Origin of the sequence: Longitalea luteola (assembly GCF_017356035.1) — a bacterium.
GTDB classification, from domain to species: Bacteria; Bacteroidota; Bacteroidia; order Chitinophagales; family Chitinophagaceae; genus Niastella; species Niastella luteola.
Genome location: NZ_JAFIQX010000003.1, coordinates 292165 through 309730 on the forward strand (window position 1 = coordinate 292165; position 17566 = coordinate 309730).

Sequence of the window (17566 nt, forward strand, 5' to 3'; positions counted from 1 at the left end):
TTTTCCTATTTGGCCACATTTACGGCTCTTTTCTCCCTGATAACGGTCACTTTGATCTGCCCGGGATAGGTCATTTCGGTCTGAATTTTCTGGGCAATATCAAAAGAAAGCTTATCTGAATCGTTATCGGTCACTTTTTCTGCTTCTACAATTACCCGGAGTTCGCGGCCGGCCTGAATGGCGTAGGCTTTTTCAACCCCCTGGTAGCTCAGGGCCAGGTTTTCCAGCTCCTTGATACGTTGTAAGTATTGCTGCATGATCTCCCTGCGGGCACCGGGGCGGGCGCCGCTGATGGCGTCGCAGGCCTGTACAATGGGAGAGATCACATACTGCATTTCCATTTCATCGTGGTGGGCGCCGATCGCATTCACAACGGCCGGGTTCTCACCATATTTTTCAGCCAGTTTGGCTCCCAACAGGGCGTGGCTCAGTTCAGATTCCTCATCGGGCACTTTACCTATATCGTGTAATAAGCCGGCGCGTTTGGCCAGTTTAGGGTTCAGGCCGAGTTCGGCTGCCATGATACCGCACAGGTTGGCCACTTCACGGCTGTGCATGAGCAGGTTTTGGCCGTAAGAAGAACGGAAACGCATTTTACCAACAATGCGCACCAGCTCTTTATGTAAACCGTGGATGCCTAATTCAATGACAGTACGTTCGCCAATTTCAACCACCTGTTCTTCGATCTGGCGGCGGGTCTTTTCTACCACTTCTTCGATACGGGCCGGGTGAATACGGCCATCGGCAACCAGTCGCTGCAAGCTTAAACGGGCAATTTCGCGGCGCAGGGGATCGAATGAAGAAAGGATGATGGCTTCCGGGGTATCGTCAACGATGAGGTCGACACCGGTAGCGGCTTCAATGGCGCGGATGTTACGGCCTTCGCGACCGATGATCTGGCCTTTTATTTCATCGCTTTCGAGGTTGAATACGGTGATGGAGTTTTCGATAGCCTGCTCAGCGGCGGTACGCTGAATGGTTTGAATGATGATCTTGCGGGCTTCTTTATTGGCTTTCTGGCGGGCGTCATCTACTATTTCCTGCTGCAGAGCCAGGGCCTGGGTGTGCGCTTCCTGTTTTAAACTTTCAACTAATTGTTTCTTAGCTTCATCTGCGGTTAATCCAGCGATCTTTTCGAGGCGGCGGATATGTTCTTCCTGGTGTTTTTCGAGCTCGGTGCGCTTCAGGTTCACTACTTCTATCTGCCGGTTCAGGTTATCTTTTATCGCTTCGTTCTCCTTGATCTGCTTATCCAGCTGGCTCTCTTTCTGATTGATGGATTGCTCTTTCTGACGGGCGCGGTTCTCCACTTCACTGAGTTTGCGGTTGCGCTCCATTACCTCTTTGTCATGTTCGGCTTTCAGGGCCAGGAACTTTTCTTTTGCTTCGAGCTGTTTTTGTTGTTTAATGGTTTCGGCATTCGTTTGGGCGTCAGCGACGATCTTGCGGGCCTGATTTTCGGCCTCTTCAATTTTTTGCTTAGTGTTTTTGGCAAAAATGAATTTGCCCGCTACTATACCTGCCAGTAGCGCCACTAATCCTATTATAGCGGTTAACATACTCTGATCCATTGTGTTTTACATGTTTAAAGAATTCTACATTATCTCTCCCTCTCTATGTGTCTCGGGTTTACCATAGTGAGATGTGAATGTGCGAAAATACAAAAAAAGAGGCAGCGGCGCTGCAAGCATTTTGAAGTCAGTTGTTTGTAAATGGGGAATTTGGTGATATGGGTTGTGTCCGGATTACGGGTTCTGGGATAGGGTTTCAGGGTACAGGTTACAAGTTGCAGGGTCAAAATGGCTCGTATCGGTTGGCAATTTCGAGTAAAAGCCATGTAACCTGGAACCTGGCACCTGCAACTCACTCATGCAATATCCTATCTAATAATTTTTCGATAGCTCCCAATTGTTCGCCGGTCTGGTTATCAATGAGCGGCTGACTGTCGCCTGCTTTTTGCTGGGTGGCGTACCAGAGCACCACCATGGCCACATAGTCCTGCATATCCTTGCCGGCAAAAGTGGTTTTGAACTCGAGGATCTTGTCGTTGATGAGCTTTAATGTCTTTCGTACCACCTCTTCATCGGTTGGGGCTATACGAATGCGGTAGGTTCTGTCGCCTATTAAAACATTTATGGGAATTAATTCTTCCATGGGCTTGCAATTTTGAAAAGCTTGTTCTATTTTTATCCACACACACTACACACAGGAATACTTCCCAGGCCTCAAAGGATCGTTTTGGATGGTAAAATGCAAATTATCGCATGCTATGATTACTCACCAAAACCAAACGATTACCATGTTCGCTAAACTTAGGTCGAACGTCTTTATCGACGCGCTTACACTGGATATAATCCAGCCCATCCAGTCGAGCCTGAAAGCCATTCTACGCGATGAGCGGGGCTACGAATGCAGCCGGTTTGAAACCAACATTCCACAAGGCGACAAATCAGTTACCTGGAAAGGCCTGAATGACCTGCCTTACGGGGTTTATACGCTTGAACTGTCCCAGGGTAACGATGAAATGAAAATGCGTCTTGTTAAGCGGGTTTAAACGGTCTTATTCACTTAATAAAGCGATGCACCGGTCAATTTCCCGGATGTAACGGTTGATCCTTTTTTCCACTTCTTTCTTTTCCGGTTCATTCAACTGGCCGGTTACGGTTTGCAGTGCCGTCATTTTCATTTCCAGCTCGTCAATACGTATCAACCTGGCTTTTTCCTTCTCACGCAACGCCGTCACTTCCCTGCTCAATTGCTCGTGCTCTTTTTGCAGCACCTGATAGCGATGTGCCACTTGCTGCAATTTTTCTGTGATCCGTGTTAGTTGTTCCTGTAATCCCTCCATTGAATAAATTTTAGCCTGGCCATTGAGCGGCATCATTTCCTGATCTCTGCCTGCAATGTTGTTTCCAGGGCATTCATAATTTTATTCATCATACTGTCGATGTCTTTATCAGTGGGTGTTTTTTCCTCGTCGAGGAAAGTAAAACTTACGGCGAGGGACTTTTTGTCGGCCCCCAGCTTTTCACTTTCAAAAATATCGAACAGCTGTATTGACTGTAACTTGTCGAGTTTCACCTTTTTCACTGTGCTTTCAACGTCAGCAAAGGGCAGGGATTTAGGTACTACCATGGCCAGGTCGCGGCGAACGGGCAGCTGGCGCGGTAATTCTTTTGCTTTTATAGAGTTGGCGGAAATGTATTTCAGCATTAGTTCGAAGTCGAGATCGGCATAAAAAACCGGTTGCCTGATATCGAAACGTTTTCCTTCCTGTGGCTTCACCTGGCCGAGCCGGGCTATAACATCTTTATTAATGGTGACCTGCAAGGCGTTCACCAGGTTGCCGCCGGCTGTCAGCGGCGCAAAGGCAGCTTTAGAGATGCCTGTCAGTTGCAATATCCTTGCCACTATGCCTTTCAGGTAAAAGATATCTGCCGCGGCGCCTTTGCCTTTCCAGGCGTCTTCCTGCACCTGGCCGGTTATGTACAGGCATACATGTTCATGCTCGCTGTATTTTCCGGGGCCTGATGTGCTGTAGGTTTTGCCAAATTCAAAGAAGCGCAGGTCGTTGTTTTTGCGGTTAAGGTTATGCGCTACCGCTTCGAGCCCCGTTTGCAGCATGGAAGGGCGCATGATATTATGATCAGCGCTGAGGTTATTCAGCAGTTTAACCGTTGTGCTCAGCTCTTCTTCACTGAAATAAGCCGCATTGGTAATGGAATTGGTGAAGATCTCATTAAAACCCAGACCAACCAGGTAATCAGCTGTTTTTTCGCGATACACGAATTTACTGCGGTTGCTTTCAACGGAAGGAGAAATGGTAATGCCTTTGGGTATCTCCACATTGTCGAGGCCATCTATACGCATGATCTCTTCCACAATATCTGCCGGCAGGTGAATATCGGGTTTACTGTAGGGAGCTGTTGCCACCACGTCGTCGGCACTTTCTTTCACTATTTCAAAACCCAGGCTCACCAGGATCTTTTTCACGGCATCGGCCGGATAATTTTTACCGCTCAGTTTACGCAGGAAAGAATATTTCAATTGCACCTGCGGCTGCGGTACGGGGTTGGGGTAGATATCAATTATATCTGAAGCGATTTCGCCACCACCCAGCTCTTTTATAAGCAGGGCTGCCCGCTTCAACACGTTTACGGTATTGCTGATGTCTACATTCTTTTCGAAACGGGTAGCTGCATCGGTACGCAAACCGTGGCGGAAAGAGGTTTTACGAATATCCACCGGGTTAAACCAGGCGCTTTCGAGGAATATATTTTTAGTAGCATTGGTTACACCGCTGTGCACACCGCCAAAAACGCCGGCAATACACATGCCTTCGCTGTTGCCGTTGCAAATCATCAGGTCTTCAGCGCTGAGTTTTCTTTCCTTTTCATCGAGCGTAGTAAAAGGTGTTCCTTCAGCCAGGTTCTTCACCAGCACCTTGCGGCCTTTGATAGCGTCGGCATCGAAAGCGTGCAGAGGTTGCCCTGTTTCGTGCAGGATATAATTGGTAATGTCTACTATATTATTAATTGATCTTGCTCCAATGGCGCGCAACTTGTCCTGCAGCCATTGGGGGCTTTCCTTTACAGTAACATTCGAAATGCTTACGCCGCTGTAGCGCTGGCAGGCGTTGGTATTTTCGATGGTCACTTCAATGGGAAGGGAAGTGTTCTCAACCTTAAAATCACCAACAGGCAGGGCTTTTACCCTTAGCTCTTTATTATCATGGTATGATAAGTATGCGCATACGTCGCGGGCCACTCCGCGGTGACTCATGGCATCCATGCGGTTCGGCGTTAAACCGATCTCGTAGATCCAGTCGGTATATGGTTTGAAATAGTCGGCGGCGGGTAAACCAACTTTTACGTCGGCCGGTAACACCAGGATACCGGCATGGTCGTCGCTCAGGCCGATCTCGTCTTCGGCGCAGATCATGCCATAACTTTCCACTCCGCGTATTTTGGCAATTTTCATCGTGAGCGGATCGCCATTTTTGGGATAAATGGTGGTGCCTACGGTGGCTACTACCACTTTTTGACCAGCTGCAACATTGGGGGCGCCGCAAACAATTTGCAGGGGATCGCCCGATCCGATATTTACTTTGGTAACCGTTAATTTATCAGCATTGGGGTGTTTTTCGGCCGCCAGCACCTCTCCGATCACCAGTCCCTGCAACCCGCCTTTCAGGCTTTCGTACCGCTCGAGGCTTTCGACTTCCAGGCCCACTGAGGTCAATAACTTACTAAGACGTTCAGGATCAATTGTTACGGGTAAATAATCGTGCAACCAGTTATAGGAAATAGTCATGAAACAGTCTATGATTTTAAATAGTTCAACGATGGCAGCAAAGATAGGTTACCGGTTGCAGGTTACAAGTTGCAAGTTACAGGGCTCTGAAGGTATTTTCAGTTGCCGGTTTACCCGCTGCTGGTTTCCGGTTATCAGAAAATCCGTTACCGGTTGCAGGTTTCAGAAAGTAAAATACTGGGAGAGGTGTGTAAATGAAAGTATGCCCCGAAAACTGGAGACTGGTAACCGGGGACTGATTTTAGTTCTTACAAACAATAAAACAGAATGCGGGGATCTCGGCAGCGCTTAAAATGCGGTGAATGCGGCCGGGGCGTCGCTCTATACGGCCATTTTGCAGTTTCATTACTTCAACGGCGTGCGAGAAGCTGATGGCATGGGCGGTGAGCAGGTCATAGCAAAGCCGTTCGTAGTACAGCAGGTGCTGCGCTTCTTTGCTATTTTCTTCAGGCATCATTACCTCATAATGCCGCAACTGGTATACACGCATGGTCTCAATTAATATTAAAGAATCTAATTTACGGTACTCCGGTTAAATTTAAGGTCAGAACAACATCTTTTTATTTGAGGTTGTCTTTTTGACGTTCATTTATACCGGGTCCTTCATTTTTAATATACGCCAATTTTGTGCCATTGGTTGAAAAAACAGGGCTGAAAAGTACGCGGGTGGCCAACTTCGGGGTTGAAGGGCGGCTGAAAGAACGGATCAGCCACGGTTTCAATTATCCCATAACTGGAAAATGCTGTAGTGATAAGCGTTTTCACTAGCCGGATTTCGGAAATTCCCATCCTGCCTGCATCTTATTTTGCGGCCATTATCTCCAAATATTCACGGCATAATTCTTACACACATGATGTGTGAATTTCGTTTGAACAAGGGTGGCAAACTTTTGTAAATTGTGTATATATAGGTGGGAACTTGGGGATAAGTACCCTAATTTCGTGGATTCATGTGTGGATTGTTGTTATTAATTATAGAACAGCAATTCTTTTTTCCGGAATTGAGAGGAGTATATATTCGCCGTCCTGACCTAATGGGGTAACATTGCCGTAACAGTGCAATAATATTCTCGTAACAAACCTTAGCCTTAAAATAACCCTGAGTGTCATTGGTTGGCAGTATTTCAGAAGTGGCACCGCACATCAGAAACACTTCAGCGCCTTGAGAGATCCTGTTTGTACTATTTTTCAAACCAATGGTTAAATTTTTGTAGACCAGTTAACGATGGATTTAACAAATCTGAACAAAGACCGAAAACAACGCCGACGTAGTTCAATTGACCTGAGCACTATGGTGTACGGGAAAGTACCGCCACAGGCAAAAGACCTGGAGGAAGCCGTACTGGGCGCCATTATGCTCGAAAAGACTGCCTTTGACGTAGCCGTGGAAATTTTGAAAGCGGAGTGCTTTTATGTAGACGCTCATCAGCGTATTTACCGTGCCATGTTAAGCCTTCAGCAAAAAAGCCAGCCTATTGATATTTTGACAGTGGTGGAGGAGCTGAGGAGCAAAGAAGAACTGGAAATGGTGGGAGGTCCCTATTACGTAACCCGTTTAACGAATTCAGTTGTTTCTTCAGCCAATATTGAAGCACACGCAAAGATCATTCTGCAAAAATTCATTCAACGCGAACTGATCCGTATCAGTGGTGAAATTATCAGTGATGCCTATGAAGACAGCGCCGACGTGTTCGACCTGCTCGATGAAGCGGAGGCAAAGCTGTTCGAGATCACGAATAACCACATGAAGAAGAACTATGACAGTATCGATACTGTGCTCGTACAAACGGTACAGCGTATAGAAGATATGCGTCACCGTACGGAAGATATTACCGGGGTGCCCAGTGGTTTTCCTTCACTCGATAAAGTGACCTATGGCTGGCAGAACTCCGATCTGATCATCCTCGCTGCCCGTCCTGCCGTGGGTAAAACGGCCTTCGCCCTTAACCTGGCGCGTAATGCCGCATTGAATACTGTTCGTCCCACGCCGATCGTATTCTTCAGCCTTGAGATGAGCTCGGCGCAGCTGGTAACACGTATCCTCAGCGCCGAAAGTGAGGTGTGGCTCGAAAAGATCTCGCGCGGCAAGATGGAAGACTATGAAATGAAGCAGTTGTATGCCAAGGGTATTCAAAAACTCGCGCAGGCGCCGATCTTTATCGACGACACCGCCGCCCTGAACGTATTTGAGCTGCGTGCCAAATGCCGCCGGTTGAAGACCAAACACAACATCGGCCTTATTATCATCGACTATTTACAGCTGATGAGTGGCGCCGGTAACGGTAAGAACACCAACCGTGAGCAGGAGATCAGTACCATTTCGCGTAACCTGAAAATGCTGGCTAAGGAGTTGATGACGCCCATTATCGCCCTGTCGCAGTTAAGCCGTGCCGTGGAAACACGTAAAGATGGCAACAAGATGCCGCAGTTGAGTGACCTTCGTGAATCGGGTGCCATTGAGCAGGATGCCGACATGGTAATGTTCATTTACCGTCCCGAGTATTACGATATTACTTCCAATGAAATGGGAGAAAGCAATAAAGGAGAAACCCATGTACGTATAGCGAAACACCGTAACGGTTCGCTGGAAACCATCAGGCTGAAAGCCCAGCTGCATATTCAAAAGTTTGTTGAGTTTGAAGGGGATGATTTCAGTGGTTTGGGTATGCCGGGCGGTGGCAGTTGGAAACCGGTGCCCGATGGCGGCGCCGGAGCCGGTGGCGATGATGGCGCCCGGTTGTACATACAAGCCGGCAGCAAAATGAACGATATGCCGTACGGTGACGATGACGAGGCCCCGTTTTAATGCCGACGTTTGCAGTCGGCATCCCGACAAGCAAAGCTTCGCCGGGATCCAATATTGATATCGAATATTGAGTTGTAAAATTGAAGTGACGTAATTCGTCTTGAATCTTCAACGGAAACTGGTGATTCAATATTTGATGTTATTTACCAGGCCCTGTTTGCCAACTGGCAAACAGGGCCTTTTGTTTTACGGTATGGTACATAATATGCATTACTTTGCAGCAAAGAACCGCTCATGAACCTGCCGCTTTTTTATATTTCGGATGTAGCTGCCGGACAGCCGGAGATTGAACTGGACGAAGACACGTCGAAACACGTAGTGAATGTATTACGCATGAAGAAAGGCGAACAGCTGCATTTGACCAATGGGAAAGGCTTTTTATTACTTACCTCCATTATAGACGATCATAAAAAGCGATGCCGCGTAACTGTTTTGAACGAACAGTTTATATCGCCCGCCAGCCGTAAAACCAGTATCGCCATTTCCCTGATCAAAAACAGCAGCCGGTTCGAATGGTTCCTGGAAAAAGCCGCCGAGATCGGAATTTCCGAGATCATACCGATGTTATGTGACAGAACCGAAAAAGAACATTTCCGGTTCGACCGGATGCAGCAGATCCTGGTGAGCGCCATGTTGCAATCACAACAGGTATGGCTGCCCGTTCTGCATCAGCCGGTTGGGTTTGGACAATTATTAAAACAGGAAGATATTATTGCCACCACCCAAAAATTCATAGCCCACTGCATGCCCGGTTCAAAACAAAGCCTGGCGCAACTGGTGAATGCCTCTCTTCCTTCCCAGATCATTCTGATTGGGCCGGAAGGTGATTTTACACCCGAAGAAGTAGCTTTTGCTACGGAACACTTTTTCATTCCGGTAACCCTGGGTGAAACACGTCTGCGCAGTGAAACGGCCGGCATGGTAGCGGCCGTATTGTTGAAGACATACCCCCCTGCCTCTTAAAGGGGGAGAAAAGCAATAGACAATAGGCAAAAAGCAAATAGCAAAAGCAAAAGAAGCTGGAAATAAAACAGGCCATAAGCGACCTTCATTTGCTTATGGCCTGTTACCGTTTTTAACTCTTATTAATTATTTAATTTTTGCTCTTCTTTTTTAACGATGGGTTCGTGCAGCTCAACCGGTTTCGACTTTTTACGCATCCACATATTCAGCATTTCAACGCCAAACGAGAAGGCCATGGCGAAGTAGATATATCCCTTTTGAATATGGCTTTCGTGTATGGGTTCAAGGCCTTCAAAGAACAGGCTGAAGCCTACCATTAACAGGAACGCCAGCGCCAGCATTTTGAGGGTAGGATGTTTATGGATGAAATTGGCAATCTTGTCAGAAAAGAAGAACATGACGATCATGGCAATGATCACTGCAGTTATCATTACAGGTACATGCTGTGCAAGTCCCACTGCGGTAATGATACTGTCGAAAGAGAATACCATATCAATAAGGATGATCTGGAATATCACAGAGCCGAAGGATGCCTTACGCGGGTTGCCTTCATACATTTCCTCATCGCCTTCCAGCTTATGATGGATCTCCTTAACTGTTTTATATAACAGGAACAGGCCCCCGGCAAGCATGATAAGGTTACGCAGCGTAAAATCAGCGGCATGCCCCCTGAAGTCAAATCCGAACAGGCGGGAATTGCCATTTTTCACTAACCATCCAATACCCATCAATAGACAAACACGCACAGAAATACCCGCGATCATCCAGATGCGGCGGGCTTTCAATTGTTGCTTCTTATCGAGCCGGCCCATTAAAATGGACACGAAGATCACGTTATCGATACCTAATACAATTTCCAGCAGCGACAGGGTGAGTAAGCTGATTAATCCGTCTACAGTTAATAGTTCTTGCATGGTGGTCAGTAATAAAATGAAGGGCAAAAATAAGGCGGCGAAACCAATAGCCAATATGCAATACACAATAAGCAATGGTTAAGGCCTGTTTTTGCTTTAGTGCCTTATTAGTATCAAAAGATGCATGAATGTTTCAGGTAGTGTAAAAAAGAATTACCGGTTACCAGTTACCGGTTGCCAGGCATTAATGGCTGCTTGCACTAAAATCGTACACCCCTGGCTGTTGTCAATTGCCCTCTTGCCAATCGTCAATTGCCAATTGATCAAAGTCCGTTACAGATATTCTTTACAATGGTGGGACCTTCATAAATAAAGCCGGTCCATACCTGCACCAGGGAAGCCCCGGCCGCCAGTTTTTCGCAGGCATCTGCTGCGGTAAAAATACCACCCGAGGCAATGACGGGCAGCTGGCCTTTGGTCTTTTGATGAATGTATTGAACGATCTCGGTAGACCGTTTGCGAACGGGCGCACCACTCAAGCCGCCGGCGCCAATGGATTCCAGCTGCTGGCCACTGGTATGCAACTGCTCGCGGCTGATGGTGGTGTTGGTGGCAACCAGTCCATCCAGTTTAATTTCCATGGCCAGGTCAATCACATCATCGATCTGTTGCGGCGTAAGATCGGGTGCTATCTTTAATAATATGGGTTTGGGCTTGCGGTCTGTTTCCTGACCGCTTTCCTGCTGGTTGATGGTTTGCAGGTGCGATAATATTTTACGGAGCGAATCTTTTTCCTGTAATTCCCGTAATCCCGGGGTATTGGGCGAGCTTACGTTCACCACAAAATAATCTACACAATCGAACAGGGCGCGAAAACAGATCTCATAATCTTTCCAGGCATCCTCGTTGGGCGTGACCTTGTTTTTACCAATGTTACCGCCGATGATAAGCGGTGAATCGTGAATGGTCAATGGTGAATGGGAACCCTCATTTAAAGGAAGACTGCTGCTTTCGGCGGTTTGCAGTTTGCCCGTTGCCCATAGCCTGTTGTTTGTTGCCCTTTGCTTCTCCCGCCAGTCTTTAAGCCTTTGCGCCACTACCTGTACGCCGTCGTTATTAAAGCCCATGCGGTTGATGAGCGCTTTATCTTTCGGCAGGCGGAATAAGCGCGGTTTATCATTACCGGCCTGGGGTTTGGGCGTTACCGTACCAATTTCAACAAAGCCAAAACCCAGCGCTTCCAGCTCGGTAAGGTACAGCGCGTTCTTATCGAAGCCGGCAGCGAGTCCAACCGGATTTTTAAACCGGAGGCCGAACAATTCTTTGGCTAATGAACCATTAGAAGGAGCACACTGCGCGGAAATGGACTTGCGGATAGCGCCTACGGAACAGCCCAGTTTCATCATATTCATGGAAAAATGATGGACCGTCTCAGTAGGAAAGCAAAACAACAGGCGGCGAAGTAAGTTGTACATAATTCGGTGCGAAGATAATAAATACCCCCCAGCCCCCTAAACGGGCAGCAATTTCCGGATTACAATTTTTAGGTTTCCCGGGCCGGTTACGGTTGCCTGAGCGAATTTTGTATTCCACCAGCCAATTCTTAACTTTGGTACAGAAAGTTGCATAAACAACTAGTGGCGTGGTCCGGGATGAAGTTTAGGTGTTCGCAAACTGAACGACGATAAGCGTAGTGATCTGGTTTGAAAAGACCATTGGAAAGCGTAAAATTTAAATTGCAATATTTATCTGTTGGATGTCTGTAAAATAATTTTAACCTGCTTCTTTCTCCCCCTTTTAGGGGGCTGGGGGCTAAACTTTATAATATGGAAGCATATATAGTAGCTGGTTACCGCACTGCGGTAGGAAAAGCCAAAAAAGGTGGTTTCCGGTTTTACCGGCCCGATGATCTGGCCGTTGATGTGATCAAAGGATTGATGGCTTCTGTGCCGCAACTGGATGCAAAGCGGGTAGATGATGTGATCGTAGGCAACGCTGTACCCGAAGCGGAACAGGGATTACAGGTGGGAAGGATCATTGCTGCGCGTGCACTGGGTTTTGATACGCCCGGCATGACGGTGAACCGGTACTGCGCTTCCGGATTGGAAACGATTGCCATTGCTACGGCTAAGATCCGCACCGGCCTGGCCGAGTGCATCATTGCCGGAGGTACTGAAAGTATGAGCCTGGTGCCAACGGCTGGCTGGAAGACCGTTCCTGCCTATTCCATTGCTAAAGATGAACCGGATTATTACCTGAGCATGGGCTTAACGGCAGAGGCGGTAGCCAAAGAATATAATGTAAGCCGCGAGGACCAGGACCAGTTCTCTTATCAATCACACATGAAGGCCATCAATGCTATTTCAAATGGCTACTTTAAAAATGGCATCTTACCCATAACTGTAGAAGAAGTATACCTCGATGAAAAGAACAAAAAGAAAACGAGGAGTTACGTGGTAGATACCGATGAAGGTCCGCGGAAAGATACCAGCATTGAAGTATTGAATAAGCTGAAACCAGTGTTTGCAGCGAGCGGAACAGTAACGGCGGGCAACTCATCACAAACCAGTGATGGTGCTGCGTTCGTAATTGTAATGAGTGAAAGAATGGTGAATGAGCTGGGGCTAAAACCCATAGCCCGGTTGGTTGCGTGCGCTTCAGCGGGTGTGCATCCACGTATTATGGGAATTGGTCCGGTAGAAGCAGTGCCCAAAGTATTAAAGCAGGCTTCTATGAATCTGGGCCAGATCGATCTGGTTGAATTGAACGAAGCGTTTGCCTCGCAAGCGCTGGCTGTTATCCGTAAGTTGGAGTTGAACCCTGATATCGTGAATATAAACGGTGGCGCTATTGCATTGGGACATCCATTAGGCTGTACCGGATGTAAACTAACCATACAGATCACACATGATATGAAACGTTTGAATAAGAAATATGGTATTGTTACTGCATGTGTTGGTGGGGGTCAGGGTATAGCAGGAATTATAGAAAATATTAATTAGTAAAAATAGTTGTTATGTACAAAGCTGCCTCTCATTAGAGGCGGCTTTTTTTATGCTCGTAAGAGTACGAGCAGCATATGAAAATGTACGTCAGTTATCCCCAAATGACCAAGTGGCAACATTTTTGTTCAATCACCGTTCATTATAGGATTGACATCATGCAGTCAAAAGGCCGACTATATGAATGCAATCTCCCAAAATCAACCTTATGGACAGAAGAGAATTCTTCACGCTTAAAAGAAGAGCCAAAGCTACTTCTCCCAAGCCCTATGCAGGCTTGCGACAAATTTACTCCGGATTAGCACCTTACGCTGGCGCCTGGACAGAAAAAGAAGTCATACACTTATTGAAACGTACGATGTTCGGGGCCAAAAGAGCAGACATTGAACATTTTAAGAATATGTCTCTTTCCCAGGCGGTTGATGAGTTGTTGAATGTACCCACTTCGCTGCCTGCTCCTCCAGTAAAAAATTACGACAATTCCGACATTGATGCTGCGGATGCCGATCTCACGGTAGCACCCGGCACTACCTGGGTGAACACCATTTCGAAGGATTTCACAGCCAACAGCAGGCGGATGAATTCATTAAAAGCGTGGTGGATCGGCAACATGATCAATCAGGACAGAAGCATACGTGAGAAAATGATCCTGTTCTGGCACAATCACTGGACAACCGAATCGCTCATGTATGATGAGATAGGGACTTACGGCTATCGTTATCATTCGCTCCTGTGCGAAAGCGCCCTTGGCAATTTCAAGAAGCTGGTAAAAGATATGACGTTGAACGTTGCCATGCTGCGTTACCTCAACGGCTATTTGAACACCTATACCGCCCCCGATGAGAACTATGCCCGGGAGCTACAGGAGCTGTTCACCCTTGGTAAAGAGAACAATCCTAATTACACGGAAGATGATGTAATGACGGCTGCCCGTGTGCTGACCGGCTGGCGGATAAAACCCGAAGACGAATCGGTGTACTTCAAGCCGCAGGACCACGATAAAAACAGCAAAACATTCTCTTCATTCTATAATGGAACCGTAATTGCCGGCCGCAGCGATGCCACCGGCGGTGAAGCCGAGCTGGATGACCTGATCAATATGATCTTTGCGAAATCAGTAGAGGTTTCCGAGTTCATTGTAAAAAAACTGTACACATGGTTTGTTTATTACACTATTGGGCCCGATACGATCACCAATGTCATAAAACCGCTGGCCCAGCAATTCCGCGATAGTGGCTGGGAAATAAAGCCGGTGCTGGCCACCTTGTTAAAAAGCGAGCATTTCTTCGATGCGAACAGCCAGGGCTGTTTGATCAAGAGTCCGCTGGATATGATCGTGGGATTGATACGCGAGTTTGATGTGGCGATGCCGCCGTCTTCTGATTATGTCAACTACTATAATATGCTGGAGTTCCTGCACAACCAGTCGGTATTGATGCAGCAGAATATTGGCGACCCACCCGGTGTTTCGGGCTGGCCTGCTTACTACCAGCTTCCTCAGTTCTATGAAATGTGGATCAACCACGATACCATGCCCAAGCGTGAACGCTTTATTGATCAATTGATCACGACAGGGTATATGCGCGATAATGTTAAGCTGATCATCGATCCGGTAACCTTTACAAAGAACAGTTTTCCGCGCGCACTTGCGCGTGACCCAAATCTTTTGATAAATGCGATAGTTGAAGTACTGTACCGGGTGCCGATTTCTGACGCTTCCAAAGCCAGGATCAAAACGCAAATATTGCTGAGCGGGCAGGTGCAGGATTATTATTGGACCGATGAATGGGACCGGCTTTACGATGTTCCGGGTGATGCCGTCACCTATAATACGGTGTATACCCGCCTGCGGGATCTGTACAAATATCTAATGAACCTGGCCGAGTACCAATTAGCTTAACATTAAAAACCGATCTTATGAAGCGCAGAGACTTTTTTAAACAAACATTGCCTGCATCTGTAACCCTGCCTGCATTACTGAACGGTTTTTCAGTAAAGGCCTTTACAGGCGCCTCTCCCCTGGTACAGGCCCTCATGGGTACCGCTACCGACACCGATAAGGTATTAGTGCTGATACAACTGAATGGAGGTAACGATGGATTGAACATGGTTATTCCCATTGACATTTATAGAGATTATTATAATGCCCGTTCAAATATTGCGATCCCACAGAACAAGATCCTGCCCCTGAATGGTACTTCAAAGACCGGGTTACACCCCAGCATGACGGGTGTTCAAACCTTGTTTAATGAAAATAAAGTAGCCATTGTACAGGCTGTTGGTTATGATAAACCTAACTTTTCCCACTTCCGGGCTACGGATATCTGGATGTCGGCATCAGACTCAGAGCAGGTGCTTTACACCGGATGGGTGGGCCGTTATCTGAACCTTGAATTCCCGAACTTCCCGCACGGTTATCCAACAGCGCAAATGCCCGATCCGCTGGCCATTCAGATTGGTTCAGTGGCATCGCTGGCATCACAGGGTTCCTTTCCGATGGCTATGACTATCAGCGACCCTACCAGCATTTATGATTTCAATAACGTTGGCGACCCCGTGCCGTCCACGCCCTGGGGTAAAGAGCTGGAATATATCAGGATGATCATGGGGCAAACGGAAGCATACGGCAATGTTATCAGGGCCGCTGCCGCCAGGGTTACTTCGCAGGGGTCTTATCCCAGTAACAATGACCTGGCCCAACAGCTGCGTATTGTGGCGCGGCTGGTGAAAGGCGGTTTAAAGACCAGGGTGTATATGGTAAGTACCGGTGGGTTCGATACGCATTCCAGCCAGGTAGATACTGCCGATACAACAATTGGTACACATGCCAAACTGATGGCCCGCGTGTCGGACGCTATCAAATGTTTTATGGACGATCTGAAAGGTCTTGGTGTTGATGACCGGGTGATCGGTATGACCTTCTCGGAGTTTGGCCGCCGTATTAAATCGAACGGAAGTTTTGGTACCGACCATGGCGCTGCCGCACCGGTAATTGTATTTGGCAAACATGTACGGGGTGGTATCATTGGTACCAATCCAACCATTTCATCCAATGCACGGTTGAACGACAACGTTCCTTATCAATACGATTTCCGAAGTATTTATGCTTCTCTCCTGAGGCAATGGTTCTGCGTAAGCGATACCGATCTGAAAACTGTTATGCTGAAGGATTTCCCGAACATTCCATTATGTATCAACGCAGCCTGTGGCGCCACCGGCATCGATGATGTGAGAAACGATGGGGAGCAGTTGATCATCAACTATCCGAACCCATTTGTTGAAAGAACTACCATCACCTTTAATACCAAAGGCGGACATACCATGGTACAGGTGCTGGATACAATGGGCAGGGTTATAAGAGTACTTACAGACAGAATATATACATCCGGTACCTATACTGTAACCTTCGACGGGTATGGGCTTCCATTGGGTGTTTATTATGCCCGTTTCCAAAACGGCGCCACCCAGCAGGTAAGGCCCATGCTGAAAACGCGATGACGTAGAAAATTTAGTCCGTATATGGAAAGCTTCCCGGCGTCTGCCGGGAGGCTTTTTTATATTTTATAGAATAAGCTGGTTACCGGCCGGCCGGGAGTTTCCTTTGCTAAAAGTGCTAAAAAGCGGAGCAAAAGAAGGAAACAGCAGTAATGAATGCGGCCATCATCAGCGAAAAGGCGCCATCCCATTAGCAAAAAGGAATTTAAAAATGGGATCACTCCGTTTTTGTTATCCTACAGTAAATAGTTTTAATTTGCTTAGGATCGGTAAATAACCATTATACCTGAAAACTGACCGGTCTCCACATTAGCTATGAAGGTTTTTATTACAGATGACCATGAATTATACCTTGAGGGCCTGGTTTTATTGCTGAACAGGCAACCGGGCATTGAAGTGATCGGTTCTGCATTTACCGGTGAAAGCCTGTTGAACCAGTTACCGAACAACGAAATAGACATTCTGCTGCTGGACGTTCATTTACCTGATATTGGCGAAGAAGAACTGTTGTTGAAGATCCGGGAGATCCAACCGGGATTGAAGATCCTATATCTCACGATCATGCGCGGCACCCGCTATATTCACAAGCTGTTGAAATACGATATTCAGGGTTATCTTTTGAAAAATACCAATATTGGCGAACTTACCAAAGCGCTGGAAGCAGTAGCGGGCGGCAATAAATACTTCAGTAAAGAGATCAACATCCTGGACACTAACCAGGATTTCCGCAATACGGTTACCATTGAAGACAAAAAGGTAGACGAAATATTATCAAAAAGAGAAATAGAAGTACTCACTCTTATCTGTAAAGAATACAGCAATTCAGAAATTGCCAAAAAACTGTTCTTAAGCGTAAGCACGGTAGAGACCCATCGTAAGAACCTGATCGCCAAACTGGGTGTAAACAATACCGTAGGGCTTGTAAAGTTCGCTTTAAAGAACAAGCTGATTGAATAATGCTTCCTGTCTTTTAAACATTTAATAATCAGGGCCCATTAGCACATCTCTACTTAATTACAGCAATTACTTTACTTAATAAGTAAAAACCCTTAATTTGGTAGTATAATTCGGCATTCCGGTGAAATACTATCTGCTTATAGGGGCTTTGATTTCTTGCGTATGTTCCTTTGCAC

General features: G+C 46.9%; 14 protein-coding genes. 7 read left to right on the forward strand and 7 right to left on the reverse strand.

Annotation, left to right across the window (positions count from 1 at the left end; all coding sequences use genetic code 11):
* Window positions 1-5: 5 nt before the first annotated feature.
* Both rny and JUB15_RS09745 read right to left on the reverse strand, forming a co-directional pair.
* Window positions 6-1559: a ribonuclease Y gene (gene rny / locus JUB15_RS09740; RefSeq protein ID WP_242696291.1), complete on the reverse strand. Its 1554-nt coding sequence runs from the start codon at window positions 1557-1559 to the stop codon at window positions 6-8.
* Window positions 1560-1863: 304 nt separating this feature from the next.
* Window positions 1864-2154, reverse strand: a complete 291-nt coding sequence (locus JUB15_RS09745; RefSeq protein WP_207512283.1) for a cell division protein ZapA — start codon at window positions 2152-2154, stop codon at window positions 1864-1866.
* Window positions 2155-2299: 145 nt separating this feature from the next.
* On the opposite strand from JUB15_RS09745, the gene JUB15_RS09750 reads away from it, so the two are divergent.
* Complete coding sequence (locus JUB15_RS09750; protein ID WP_207512284.1) at window positions 2300-2554, forward strand: hypothetical protein; 255 nt, start codon at window positions 2300-2302, stop codon at window positions 2552-2554.
* A gap of 6 nt (window positions 2555-2560) precedes the next feature.
* Here the strand turns inward: JUB15_RS09750 and JUB15_RS09755 are convergent, their stop codons facing one another.
* The 3 genes from JUB15_RS09755 to JUB15_RS09765 all read right to left on the reverse strand — a co-directional run bounded on the left by JUB15_RS09755 (window position 2561) and on the right by JUB15_RS09765 (window position 5803).
* Window positions 2561-2848 carry a hypothetical protein gene (locus JUB15_RS09755; protein ID WP_207512285.1) on the reverse strand — a complete coding sequence of 96 codons (288 nt, stop codon included), beginning with the start codon at window positions 2846-2848 and terminating at the stop codon, window positions 2561-2563.
* 32 nt (window positions 2849-2880) lie between these two features.
* Window positions 2881-5313, reverse strand: a complete 2433-nt coding sequence (gene pheT, locus JUB15_RS09760) for a phenylalanine--tRNA ligase subunit beta (protein WP_207512286.1) — start codon at window positions 5311-5313, stop codon at window positions 2881-2883.
* Between the two features lie 241 nt (window positions 5314-5554).
* Window positions 5555-5803 carry a hypothetical protein gene (locus JUB15_RS09765; protein ID WP_207512287.1) on the reverse strand — a complete coding sequence of 83 codons (249 nt, stop codon included), beginning with the start codon at window positions 5801-5803 and terminating at the stop codon, window positions 5555-5557.
* 735 nt (window positions 5804-6538) lie between these two features.
* Here JUB15_RS09765 and dnaB point away from each other — a divergent pair.
* Both dnaB and JUB15_RS09775 read left to right on the forward strand, forming a co-directional pair.
* The gene (gene dnaB / locus JUB15_RS09770) at window positions 6539-8119 is read left to right on the forward strand and encodes a replicative DNA helicase (protein ID WP_207512288.1); all 1581 of its coding nucleotides are present in this window, start codon (window positions 6539-6541) and stop codon (window positions 8117-8119) included.
* A 234-nt stretch (window positions 8120-8353) separates the two neighbouring features.
* Window positions 8354-9082, forward strand: a complete 729-nt coding sequence (locus JUB15_RS09775; RefSeq protein ID WP_207512289.1) for an RsmE family RNA methyltransferase — start codon at window positions 8354-8356, stop codon at window positions 9080-9082.
* 122 nt (window positions 9083-9204) lie between these two features.
* Here the strand turns inward: JUB15_RS09775 and JUB15_RS09780 are convergent, their stop codons facing one another.
* Window positions 9205-9996, reverse strand: a complete 792-nt coding sequence (locus JUB15_RS09780; RefSeq protein WP_207512290.1) for a TerC family protein — start codon at window positions 9994-9996, stop codon at window positions 9205-9207.
* Between the two features lie 263 nt (window positions 9997-10259).
* A complete protein-coding gene (locus tag JUB15_RS09785; protein ID WP_207512291.1) occupies window positions 10260-11411 on the reverse strand; it encodes a quinone-dependent dihydroorotate dehydrogenase in 1152 nt (383 codons plus the stop codon).
* Between the two features lie 351 nt (window positions 11412-11762).
* Between JUB15_RS09785 and JUB15_RS09790 the strand changes: the two genes are divergently transcribed.
* The 4 genes from JUB15_RS09790 (at window position 11763) to JUB15_RS09805 (ending at window position 17390) form a co-directional block, all read left to right on the forward strand.
* On the forward strand, window positions 11763-12938 hold the full coding sequence (locus JUB15_RS09790; RefSeq protein WP_207512292.1) for an acetyl-CoA C-acyltransferase: 1176 nt from the start codon (window positions 11763-11765) through the stop codon (window positions 12936-12938).
* A 208-nt stretch (window positions 12939-13146) separates the two neighbouring features.
* The gene (locus JUB15_RS09795; protein WP_207512293.1) at window positions 13147-14838 is read left to right on the forward strand and encodes a DUF1800 domain-containing protein; all 1692 of its coding nucleotides are present in this window, start codon (window positions 13147-13149) and stop codon (window positions 14836-14838) included.
* Between the two features lie 17 nt (window positions 14839-14855).
* Window positions 14856-16436, forward strand: a complete 1581-nt coding sequence (locus JUB15_RS09800; RefSeq protein WP_207512294.1) for a DUF1501 domain-containing protein — start codon at window positions 14856-14858, stop codon at window positions 16434-16436.
* Between the two features lie 312 nt (window positions 16437-16748).
* The gene (locus tag JUB15_RS09805) at window positions 16749-17390 is read left to right on the forward strand and encodes a response regulator (RefSeq protein WP_207512295.1); all 642 of its coding nucleotides are present in this window, start codon (window positions 16749-16751) and stop codon (window positions 17388-17390) included.
* Window positions 17391-17566: the final 176 nt, after the last annotated feature.